At 60.3% G+C, this 12,164-nt stretch carries 4 protein-coding genes and 1 pseudogene; 1 reads left to right on the top strand and 4 read right to left on the bottom strand.

Features of this window, described 5'->3' with window-relative positions; genetic code table 11:
* Nucleotides 1-103 (top strand): annotated as a pseudogene (locus GGI60_RS32810) (integrase core domain-containing protein); the annotation flags it as partial.
* Between the two features lie 255 nt (nt 104-358).
* Here the strand turns inward: GGI60_RS32810 and GGI60_RS24855 are convergent.
* The 4 genes from GGI60_RS24855 to GGI60_RS24840 all read right to left on the bottom strand — a co-directional run bounded on the left by GGI60_RS24855 (nt 359) and on the right by GGI60_RS24840 (nt 12,095).
* Entirely contained in the window at nt 359-1,507 is a 1,149-nt protein-coding gene (locus GGI60_RS24855; protein ID WP_183918827.1) for an IS110 family transposase, read from the bottom strand.
* Between the two features lie 425 nt (nt 1,508-1,932).
* Nucleotides 1,933-2,103 carry a hypothetical protein gene (locus GGI60_RS24850; protein WP_183918828.1) on the bottom strand — a complete coding sequence of 57 codons (171 nt, stop codon included), beginning with the start codon at nt 2,101-2,103 and terminating at the stop codon, nt 1,933-1,935.
* A gap of 166 nt (nt 2,104-2,269) precedes the next feature.
* Nucleotides 2,270-2,677, bottom strand: a complete 408-nt coding sequence (locus GGI60_RS24845; protein WP_183918829.1) for a hypothetical protein — start codon at nt 2,675-2,677, stop codon at nt 2,270-2,272.
* A gap of 10 nt (nt 2,678-2,687) precedes the next feature.
* Nucleotides 2,688-12,095 (bottom strand): hemagglutinin repeat-containing protein, encoded by a 9,408-nt coding sequence (locus GGI60_RS24840; RefSeq protein ID WP_246720476.1) that lies wholly within the window; start codon nt 12,093-12,095, stop codon nt 2,688-2,690.
* Nucleotides 12,096-12,164: the final 69 nt, after the last annotated feature.

The following is a 12,164-nucleotide window of genomic DNA, read 5'->3' as shown; positions in this document are numbered from 1 at the left end:
ATTTAACGGCAAGTTCCGCGCCGAGTGCCTGAACTCCCATTGGTTCATGAGCCTTGACGACGCGCGTGCGAAGATGGAGGATTGGCGTAGAGATTTGTATGAAGCGGCGTTTGTCAATCCATCGTCATCCCTCCCAAGATTGCCTGCCATCGGTTGTTCGCAGTCGTCTGGCAATCCGGCACCCGTTGGTGCCTCCACTTGTATCCGGCTGAGGCAGCTGCCTCCGACCATAATCCCGATTCATGGTGGCCAAACGCCTGCTTCGAAACGCGGTACCAAACTACAACTCGGCGTGTGATTTCCATCTCTACGCACGGTAGCCACGCTTCCTCTCAACTGCCCGTCGGCGGTTGAACCCTTATTTGGCGGCGATAGATAGAGTGGCCCCTTCGGGCACCACACCGTCTTCGATGAACCGCCAGAATGCTATTGCAAGTTTGCGGGCCAAAGCGACTATTCCGACCTTTCCAGAACGACCTCCATGCCCCGAGAAGCGGGAGCGATACCATTGCGTGAGCTGGCTTTGTGGTTGGTACTTGAGCCAACACCAAGCCAGTTCGATCAGCATCACGCGTGCTTGTTTGTTGCCCGCTTTGCTGATGCCCTGATCTCGATGCACCTCTCCACTGGAATACGGGCTGGGAGACAGTCCGAGGTAAGAGGCCAGATGCTTTCGGTTCTTAAATGTTCGATGGAACACTTCGGCGACCAAGTGTGCAGCGCCGGTTTCGCCGATGCCATCGAGCTGCTTCAGAACTCTGATCTTGGCGCCGTTATCGATCTCTCCTTCGGATGCGCAAGCCTGAATGCGTTCTTTCTCCAGAGCCTTGAGTTGCGAATGCACGAGGTCTAGGCGTTCGAACTGGCGGCACAGCTCACGGAAGATGAAACGGCCCAGTTCCCTGCCGTCGCCAGTTCGGATATTCGAAAGCACTTCCTTCCAGCGCCCTCCCCAAAGACCGGGAACCGAGCGAATACCGTGGAGTACCAACAAGGCGCGAATGCGATTGACGTGGCGCGTGCGCTCCTTCTTCAATTGGGTACGTTCTCGGGAGAGGCGTTTGGCGTCCTCTTCATCGATGCTGGGTAGCCGCACCGGGCGGCAAACCGACCTATCTCCGAGCAGATAGGCCTTTAGGGTAAACACCATCGCTTCAACATCGATGCGATCTGTCTTCACACGTCGGCCTCGACGGGAAACCAAAAAGCTGGACGGGTCCAAAACGGTGGTATCGATACCGCTGTTGAGGAGAAAGCGGGCAAGCCAAAAACCATCATAGCCCGCTTCGAAACATACTCGCAGCGGCCCTGCCGCAAATCCTGACGGAGAGCGATTTCGTGTCATGCTTTGAATTCTTAAAAGAGCGGACAGGAGAGCCTCGGCGTTGCCGCCGGCAACCGTAATCGTCTGCACCTTATCCGAGCCAGGCAAGAGGTACCCGACCAGCCACGTTCTCTGGCTCAATTCAAGGGCGATATAGCAATCATTGACATTATCAGCGCTCATTATCATCCTCCGTGGAAAAGCGGAGGTGAAGTATCAAGCTCCGCGGCCAGCTTGCATAGGATCTATAACGAGTTACGGCCACATAGCGCCATCGGCAACAAGGTGCCGATTTCGCTTATGAACGGCTCATCGGCACCCCCGCCGAGCTGAGCCAATAATCCCGGAAATTCCAGCTCCCGCTGGCCCAAAATTGGGGAGCACTTCAGAAAGCCAGATTGTCTTGAATAGCTTGGAAGGCGTTATGGGCCTATCCAAGTCCGAAAATATGTCGATGTTCCTCCTTCATTTGCTTGCCGAGACGTTTGACGATGGGATCGGACAAAGACCTATCAGGTGAAAGATGCTCGATAAAGAAACCGATATCAATTCCGTCAATGATCCACTTTGGCCCACGAAATTATCCTCCAAATAAGCGAGGAAGTTTCTTACCCACTTATCGTCAGGAACTCGTTCAACAAGCCGGAAATATCTGCCATCAACAGATGAGGCAAGATTTCACCGTCATTTTCTTTCAAATGTTCGGACAATACATCTTCAAGCTGCCTAAACTTGAAAGCCGCTCCCGCTGTAAATGCTACACAAATAGCTGGCGTCATGGTTTTCCGTTCAATGCGTCTCGTAAATCATTACGCAAATTCTGACGCCATCTCTCGACTACCATCATATTACCCAAGAAAATTCCATGTAGTTTCCTCCAAATGTATAAGATTGTTCAGATCTTAAATGGCTCTGCCCTACTCCAGCAGGAGGCGTGCTTGTCGCTCACTTGAAATCAACTTGGCACACAGACAGCGGAAACCGGCGGCCGTCTGAAATTACGAAGTTTCCATCTTCAATTCGGGCCAACAGTAGGCCAAGCCCTATGGCACCGGCATTGACGTCTTTTCTCCAACCTTCGACGTCCCCATGATACTCAATCGCGTGGAATGTTGGCCCATCCGGTGGTGTAATCCTGCATCCGCTTTCATTGAGACCACCACGCGTTGCTGCCCGAGGCTTAACGTCGCGCGTGAGACTTTTAAACTGCTTGGCGAACTGGTTTTTTCCATCATCCGAGAAATACGCAAACTCGACGCCATCGACTGACTGAGTGCCAGGAATGACACGCGCGTCACGCCGCTCAAATTTCCCGCCTAGTATTCTCTCCAATCTGTCTAGTTGGCTTGCCATGTTCTTTCCTTCATTTGACAGGGGTTAGCAGAAATTTCACGTTTGTTATTCCGTTCGCGAGAAACACTTTCGAGTAATAGTTTGCAAACTCGACACTGTTGGTATGGTAAATTACCCCACCTGCGAATGCCTGAGAATATTTCTTTGCCTGCGCCAGCACCTTCGCTTGCTCCGTTTTCGACCATGACCAAGATCCGATCGTGCCGAATGGGTTTCTGATCGATTTCGTCCAGTCGGCGACATATTTTGCTTCAACTGCAGTGAGTTTTCCATCTATTCGTGTGACGTCATCTGCAACACCATTGACTACCTCTCCATCAACCACGGTCTGGTATCTACGCTCCTCAGCTGTGGCGTTATCGTATTCCTCTCGCACATTTTCTTCATAACTGTCCGCTTTCTCACGGGTCGTTCTGCCATCAGCCGTAACGGGAGCGGTTTCAAGGAGCTGATCGCCTTTGACGCTTAGTGCTGGATCAGAAGGATCGAAGTCAGTTTTTACCTTTGGTCTGACGCCAGCCAAGCCTTCGGCGGTCCGGATATCATCCATGCACAGGAAATCGCAGGCGCCCAGGGTCGTCGTAATGGAACGGGCAAGCAAGCCCTCGAACTCGCCAAAGAGAGGGGTGCCCGCAGTCACCTGAGCAAGATATTGCCAAGTCTCGCCTTCTACGTCGCTTTGCCATCCGTAGAGCGTGTTTGCGATTGCCATAGGCGATGCGTTCGGATCCAGCGTCCAATCGGTATTCCCGATAAGGACGCGCAACTGGTCACCGTCTTTAATTTCCTGCAGTTTTTCACTAACACAGCTCAGATTACTGCCGCACAATTTGAGCGCGGTGAGGTTTGCTCGCGATTGGACAATCGCCGTGTTCCAGGCACTCTGGCGACATGAAATTGGATTAGCCACTTTTTCGCATGCGGCGAATTTCTCGTAGAGTTCCTGCAGCTCTTTGTGTTTGAGATAATTGTTTTGGTAGTTCGCCGCCGCATAGCCAGCCCCTTCACCGCCGCCAATGATTCCGCCGATACCAGCCGTCAGACTTGCTCCGATCAACTTGGCGAGTGCGTCGCCTTCCGGTGTTCCCTCATATTTTGTGCCCTTGAGCATACCCTTGACGAGTTCGGCGATGGCCGGCGCCATCAAGGTCGTAACAGCGCCGCCAAGAGCAGCCTTGATCGCTCCCTCCCAACCGTTGACGCCACCAAGGATACCACCACCGACCCCATGGAGTGCCGCGCGGCCGACTCCACCTTCCTTCCAGTAGTCCATTCCGGCCTGGTCTTGGTTCAGAGCAGCTTGTTTGTAGAGCTCATTGGCAATGTCACCGACGAGCCCAGCCATCGTCTTCTGTGCTTCCTGCAGATCGGCCTGCGTCTTGTATTGGTCGCGCAGGATGTTCTGCAGATCCGGCAGACCGGGCAGCGACGTATTGGTGTTGTCAGTGTCGCGGCGGATCGTGCCGATGTCCTGCGTCTGGTGTTCAGGATCGGTGATGGTGATGCCGATATTGCCGCCGATAGCCGAATAGGCTCTTCCGGTTGCGCTCTCCCCATCCTTGACCTGTGCGTAACTCAAGCCGCCGGAACCGATCGAGGCGCCATAGGTGTCGGCCTTCCAGCGCGAGTGGGTATCGACATCGGCAACATCGAGCGTGCCGGTTTCGAAGTGGTTCAGATTGGCCGGAGCCTCGCTGGTCAGTAGCGCGCCCACGAGCGTCGTCTTCCTGTCGACGGTCAGATCTAGGCCGCCGGTTCCGGCATGGATGCCGGACTGCTCGGAGACGATGGCGACATCGCCCGTCGCCTTTTGAGTGGAGCCGGAGGCGCTGAAGCCGTCCGTGCCGATCGAGCCGGAGAGGTTGAGTTGGCGAGCCTCGGCAGTTGCAGTGTCCACAAGGCTTTCGACCGTCAGGCTCCGAACCGCGGCGGTCACCGAGTTTCCGGTGACGGTGGCGCCTCTCAGAGTGAGTTCGTTGGTGAGAATGGTGACGTCGCCGGTGCCGCTGATATCGGTGTTGTAATTCGTCAGCCCCGTCGTGCCGTCATTGCCCTTGCCGTAGGAACCGCTGACGCTGACCCCGGGCACGCAGTTCGATTTCGTACCGCACTCCCACTTGACACCGACGCCGACGCTATAAGAGGAGTTCTTGCTCGATGTATCCGAGGTACCGGTCGCCGCATTGAGGTTGATATTGCCCTTGTCTGCCGACAGGAAGATGTCGCCGGCCAGAGGATCATCGGAGATAGTCGGCAGACCGAACCTGTCGTAGCCGGCAGCGATCTGCGCGCCGTCGCTGGTAATGGAACCGTTCTCGGCCTTCAGGGTGATCGAGCGGCCAGCGCGGATTTCGGTGACGACAGGCGTCGAGGACGATGATGAGGAGCTGCTTTCCTGGTGGTTGACGCCGGCCGATAGCGAGACGGAGAACTTGAGGCCTTCTGCCGTGGGAGAGGTATCGGTCAGTTGCTTATAGGCTTCCTTCAGGCCCTTGTAGCCCTGGTAGAAGCCTAGACCGGCAATGGCGGTGTTGGTGATCGCGTTGACGCGGCTATCGCCGGTCAGACGCTCGGCCGAATTCATGATGCTGCTGGCGGCTTGGCTCACCTGACTGGAGACGCTGAGCGTCACACCGGCGAAGGTCTTCTCGTGTACCTCCTGATAATTGGTGACGTCGTTGGCCGACAGCAGATTGATGTCATTTTTCGCAAACAGATTGACGTCACGCTCGGCCGAGGCGTGTGCGGCCTGCAGGTTGACGTTGTTGCCCGCAGAAATGTTGAGGTCACGGCCGGCCGACAGCATCGACGCCGCATTGGTGTCGGACTGTTGCGCCGAGCTGTCCTTGCTCGTCTGTGCGCCGATGCCGAGGGAAATGCCGCCGTTGCCGGCGGAGAAGGACAGGCCAAAGCCGGACTTCTTCTCCTCTTCGGATTGCGAGAAGCTTTCCGCGCCGGGCGTCACGTTGACGTCGCGCGCCGCCGACAAGTTGATGTCCCGCTCGGCATCGACGGAGGAGCCCATGATGTTGAGATCGGTTGCCTTCGCCGTGAGGTTGACGTCCTCCCCAGCGGAAAGCGCTGAGCCGACATTGAGGGTCGAGGCCTGGGCGCCCTTGTTCTGCTGGCTGCCGTAGATCGAAATGAAGCCGCCGCCTGAGCCGACGCCGATGCCGGATTTCTTGCGCTGCTCCTCGAGTTCGTGCGTCTCCTGCGCCCCGATGATGGAGACACTATCGGCAGTCACGTTGATCGACCCATCTGCATCCGCCTTCGAACCGGCGATGACTGCCGCCTTGCCGGCGTCCAGATTAATGTCGCCGCTGGCGCTTAACTGCGAGCCAACGGTGGTCTCGTCGTAGCTTTTGTGGCTGGACGAGTCTTTGGAGAGGAAACCACTGCGTGATCCCTTGTCATCCTTGGCGCTGGTATCCTTGCCCGAGGTGACGATGAGATTGCCACCGGCCTTGATGTTGAGATCGGCATCATGATCCTCGTCGCCGGCTATCACATTCGAGGCCGAGATGACCGTATCCTTGCCGGATTCGATATCGACGCCGCCGGCGCCTGTGATGGCGGAGCCGACGGCGGTCGTCGTTTCGAGATGCGTGGTCGTCTTCTCGCTCTTGCCGAGGAAACCGCCCTTGACGCTGAGCTTGGTGTCGAGAGTTGCGGTGTCGGTGGCTTCGGCGATCGTTACGTCGCCATCGGCCTTGAGGCCGACCTTGCCGTCGGCGGCTAGCTTGCTGCCGACAATGTTGAGGTCGTGGTCGCCGGTGCTGTTGCCCGCCGTCACCGAGAGGTCGCCGCCGGCCGATATCTCAGAGCCGACATGGGTGATCGACGAGGCGGACTTCTTGCCGAAGGTGGATGCCGATTGCTCCTGGGCGGCGGTGATGTTGATATCGTCACCGGCGGCGAGCGCGACATTGCCCTTGGCCTCGACGGAGGAGCCGGAGAGCAGGATGTCATCGCCGGCCTTGATCGTCGCGTTCGTGCCTGATGAAAGCTGCGATTGCTGCTGGTCGGTGGAGAGGGTTCTGGTGTAGCCGGACTGGTTGTTGCGGGCGACATCGGTCGAGACCACGGCCACCGAGCCGTTGTCGGCGGTCACGTCAAGCGTCGTACCCGCCTTGGCGGAACTGCCGATAACGTTGACATTATCGGTTGCCTTGATCGTCAGGGCCCCGCCGCTGGCGACCTGGGTGCCGGTGGCATTTTGCTGACCACCGTTGTCGACCTTGGCCGCTGCGAGCGTGACATTATTGCCGGAGAGCTGGGCGGAACCGCCGGCGTTCACCTTGACGCCCTTCAGCGCCAGATCGCCGCTGCCGCCGGCAAGCTGCACGTTGCCCGATGCGGTCACACCGGCATTGGTGTTGACCATGTTCTGGCCGCCGAGCGTCATGGTCTGGGCCGCCAGCGTGATGCCGTTGGTGGCGTTGAGCACCGTGTCGCCGCGCGACAGGAACGTTCCGCTGCCCTGTATGGTCTTGCCGGTGATGGTAAGCCCGCCGGCGGAAGCGATCAGGCCGGAATTGTCGAGATTGCCGACCGTCATGTTGACCGAGCCGCCCGCCATGGCCGCGCCGGCGCCGGTTAGCTTCTGCCGGTCGGCGGTGGCGACGTAGACAACGGGCGCAAGCACCTGCACGCCGTCGATGGTCTGCCACTGGTAGAGAACAATCGACTCTTTGAGGGCTGCCGCCTGCTCAGGTGTCAGGCCCTGGCCAACGGCCAGGGCGTTATCCTGGGCATATTTGACGCCATTGTCGAGCAGCGTCTTCATCTGCTTGATGGCGCTGTCGCCGGCGATGAAGGTACTTCTGCCGAGCCCTTCGCCGACGAGCTTCCGCAGTTGCGTATCGATCAGCTGGTTCTCGAAATAGGCGTCGCCCAGAAACGGAACTGTCGTCTCCGGCACGTAGCCGATTTTCTTCATGAAATAGCCGGAGCCGTAGAACTTGCTGACATCGAGGAAGTCTTCGCGAGTTTCGAACAGGAATATCTGGTGGGGTATCTTCCCGTCGACGCCGCCTGATTCTGGTTTGGCGGCGGCCTCGAGGGCCGCTCTATCGACGCGAATGCGGTCGGCGATATTGCCGAGCCCGGCAAGCAGGCTGCCGCCATTGGCGGTGACGCCGCCGAGCGACGAATTGACGTTGAACAGCGCGCCGCCGGCCGTCAGGCCGGAGAGCGCCGAGAGCGGATCGCCGGGATTGCTGGATGCCGCGACGCTGGCGCCACCGGCCATCGAGCCGGCCGCCGATGTGTTGCTGACGCTGCCGAAATCGACGGAGAGCGCGCCGTCGGCCTTGATGTTGGCCGAGACGCCGCCGATCGCCTGGACCGAGCTGACGATGGTCGAGCCGTTGGCGATGTTCTTCGAAGGATTGGCGGTGCCGTTGGCATTATAGGCGGTGCAGGCGCCCTGGGCGTGGCAGGTCGTCGTCGTCGTGCGGAAAAGGCTGACGCCGGTATTGGTCAGCGCCGAGCCTCGCAGCGTCGCGCTGCCGCCGGCCTCGATCGAGCTGTAGGAATTGGTCAGATTCGTGGCGTCGATGGTGAGATTGCGGCTCGCCCGGATCGTCGCTTCCGGGCTGAGCGTGCCGACCAACCGGTCTTCATAGACCGACTGGCTGAGGTGGGACGACCAATCCCAGGTGTAGGTGGTGCTTTCGTCCGAGCCGCTGAAATTCACCTCGTCGACGATGAAATAGCGCGACGGATTGTTGGGATCGACAACGGGATTGCCGTTCGCATCCCGCGGCACGCGGGCCCTGATCCAGTCGATGATCGGCCCGACCTTTTCGGGTCCATCGGCCGATATCCAGGTCCATGCGCGATAGGTCGTGCCGTCGGCGAGCGTCGCCTTCGACCAGAGCAGCGGCTGATAATCCTGCCACAGCCCCGGATCGACCCCGGCATAGAGCTGGTACATGTTTTGATCGGCGGTCTCGAGATAACCGAAAGGCAGACCGGCGGCGACGGGGTTGAGCGTAAAGCCGCTGACGACGCCCGAGGAGACCAGCGTCCCGGTCGTCCATTGCGGTGTGACGGCCCGCCGGTTGGTCAGTTTGGCCGTCAGGATCGACATGTCGTTTCCAGCCTGAATCAGACCGGAAATATTGGTGACTTCAGCGCTTCTTTGGCCTGATGCCACGCCGGCGATCTCGAGATCGTTGCCTGAGATGATGGCGCCCTGATTGTTAGTGAGCACCCCGCCGACGAACAGGCTGGCGTCGTTGCCGGCATAGGTCAGGCCGGTGGCGCTGTTGGTGAAATCGCCGGAAACATTGAACGTCAGATCGTGGCCGGCGGCCAATTGTCCGGCATTGGTCAGCGACGGCAGCGTCAGCGTCAGGTCGTGGGCGGCGAGCAGCGCCGTGCCGGTCGAGGTGGAGAGGCCGCTGGCGTTGATGGCGATGTCGCCCGAACCGCCGGCAGTGGTAACGGCGTTGACCCGGGCGCCGCTGAGATCAGCCGTGCCGGAGAGATTGAGGGCGAGACCGCCGAGGGTCAGGCTGCTGTTGGCGAGGTTGGCGCTGGCGGCGTTCAGCGTCAGCGTACCGCCGGCGGCGATGTTGCCGGCGGCGCCATTGGAGAGGTCGATGTTGGTGGTGGTCAGCGTCAGATTGCCGGCAGTACGCGTGGGATTGCCGTAGCTGATTTGGCCCCCGGAGGCCGTGAGGGCCGCGCTGCCGAGGCTCTGAAGTCTGTTATAGGCGATGTTCTGGCTTGCACTGGCCGAGAGCGCGCCGCTGCTCAGTAGCGCGTTGCCGGCGGTGACCGAGCCGTTTGTTGCGGCAAGGGTCATGCCGCCCGACTGCTGCAGCACCAGCGTGCCGTTAACCGATTGTGCGGTGCCGGCGAAGTCGAGGCCGGAAACGAGCGTATCGACGGTGATGGTTTGCGCCGAAAGGTTGGCGTCTCCGGCGGCAAGCGATTGGCCGGCAAGATCGATCGCGTCGCCGGCGCTGATCGTCATATCCTGATGGGTAATGACGTTGGCGCTGACATCGCCCGCCGCGTCGGCGTCGACATTGCCGGCAGCGAGAAGATTGCCCGCGTCGATATCGCCTGTTGTGGCCTTAAGCCTGAGATCGCCGCTCTGGCCGAGAACGACTTCGCCATTGGCCGCCTGGGCGGTGGCGGCGAAATCGACGCCGGAGACAATGGCCCCAGCCTTTATGGCGGGACCCGTGACCGTGACGTCACCTGCGCCGAGCAGCTGGCCGCTGATTGTGGTATCGGCAGTGACGGTCACGGCGCTATGACCGCTGACGTTGTCGGCCTGGAAGCGGCCGGCATCGACGAGGAAGGCGCCGGCGGCAAGCAGCGCGTTGATATCGACGGTTCCGCCGCTTCCGGCGTCGAGCGTCAGGTCGCCCACCGAGCCGACGGCGAGGACACCGCCCGCAGCGGTGGCGGCAAAGTCCACGCCAGCGGCGACCGTACCAGCCGAAATGGCATTGCCAGTGATCGATATGTTGCCGGCGCCAAGGAGCTTGCCCGTCACTTCAGTGTTGCCGGACAGCGTGATCGCGCCATGACCGCTGACGGCGTCGGCGCCGATATTGACGGCAGAGGCCGAGATATTGCCTGCCGCAAGTAGCGTACCGGCATCGATGTCGCCGCTGGAGGCAAGGATGAGATCGCCGCCCTGCGTCAGCACGATATTGCCGCCGGCCGCATCGGTTCCCGTAAAGTCGATGCCGGCGATGATCGCGCCGGCGGTGATGGCCGAACCGGTGAGGTCGATATTGCCGGCGCTGAGGATCTGGCCGCTGACATTGGTGGCAGCGCTGACCGTCACGGCGCCGTGCGCGATGAGGCTCCCGGCCGTCAGCGCCCCTGAGGTGACCGATGTGTTACCGGCCGACAGCAAAGCGTCGACAGCGATCGCGCCGCTACCGGCGGCAAGCTGGATGTCGCCGGCCCCGGTCAGCACCGTACCGCCGTTTGCCGCATTCGTTGCCGCGATATCGAGGCCGGAGACGATCGTTCCGGCCGAGATCGAACCGCCCGAAGCCGTGACATCGCCCTGCGCCAGCATATCGCCCGAAATGGCGATATCGGCGCCGGCGGACAGCGTGACGCCGCTGCTGCTGACGAGCGAGGCGGCGGAGATCGAGCCCGAGGTCGCGGTGATCGCAAGCGCATCAACGCTCTTGACCGCACCTGAAACCTGGATGTTGCCCGCAGTCGCGGACAAGGTGAGCGCATTGCCGGCGACGACGCTGCCGGCGGCAATGCCGGCCGCCGACGACATCTCGACGTTGGCGGCGCTATTGACCTCGCCGCCGACACTCAGCAGGCCGCTGCCGCTCGACAGCGCGATATCGCCATCGGCGGCGACCGTATCGAGGGTGATGCCCTGCTCCGCCTGAACGTCGACCTTTGCTTTCGACGTGACCTTCGAGGCCGTTACCTTGGCCTTTGAGGAGATCGAAACGCCCTGCTCACCGGAGACGTTTCCGAGTGAGATCTTGCCGTCGGCCGACAGCGAGAGCTCGTTGACGTTGGCGGCAAGATTGCCGCTCATGCGCACGCCGGCTCCGTGTTCGGTGACGACCATCTTGATGCGCCCGGCCTGCATCGCGCCGAGCGCCGAACCGTCGATGGCGTATTGCGGCGTCCCCGACGCTGCGGACAGCGCCGTCGCATTGCCGGTCGCGTAGTCGAATTTGTTGCGCCCGGCGGTCATCCGAATATCGTTGCCGTAAATAGGGCCGTTGATGGTGACTGCACGGGAGACTACATCGAAAAGGTCGACGCTGCCGGCGCCGGCGGCAAGGTTGGCGCCCTTGGGGCCGAAGCTGACATCGCCGCCGTTGACGGTGAAGCCCTTCAGCGCACCATCCGCGCCGACATCGGGAACGCCCGTCGTCAGCGTCGCATGCGGCGTGTTGATGAAGCCGCAGCCGTCGCAGGTGATGCCGTTCGGGTTGGCGATGATCACATCGGCCCGCCCGCCGAACACCTCGGTCGGTCCGTTCAAGGCCGAGCGGTTGCCGCTGGTGACCTCGTTGAGGATGACCGATGCCGGCCCTGATGTGTTTAGATTGGGATTGCCCGGCGTGACGCCGCCGAGATTGGAATTGCCGATCTCGCCCTTGAAATTGTTGAGGATGAGGCCCGGGGTGCCGACATTGAAATTGTCGTATTTGTTGTGCGACAGACCCTGGCTGTTCGGGGTGACGATGTCGATGAGCGGCACGCCGTTCGGGGCCGTGCCGACGCCCGGCTGATTGGCGGCGGGCGCCGTAGTGCTTGCCGAGACCGACTGGGCATTGGCCAGCATCGGCTGAAAGACCAGCAGCGCGCTGAGCACGAGCGCAAGCGAGCGATGGGCAAGCCTGCCGAGCCGGCAGCCAAGACCCTTGCCATTCGAACCAAGACCGGTTTTTTCACGCATCGTTTCGTCTTTCCAAACGCACAACTGGTTTTTGTCTCGACATCAATCACGGCCTGGCGCTGCCTTGCC

The organism is Rhizobium lentis, assembly GCF_014200175.1.
GTDB classification, from domain to species: Bacteria; Pseudomonadota; Alphaproteobacteria; order Rhizobiales; family Rhizobiaceae; genus Rhizobium; species Rhizobium mulingense.
Note: the sequence above shows the minus strand (reverse complement) of the source record. Positions and strands in the feature narration are given on the sequence as shown.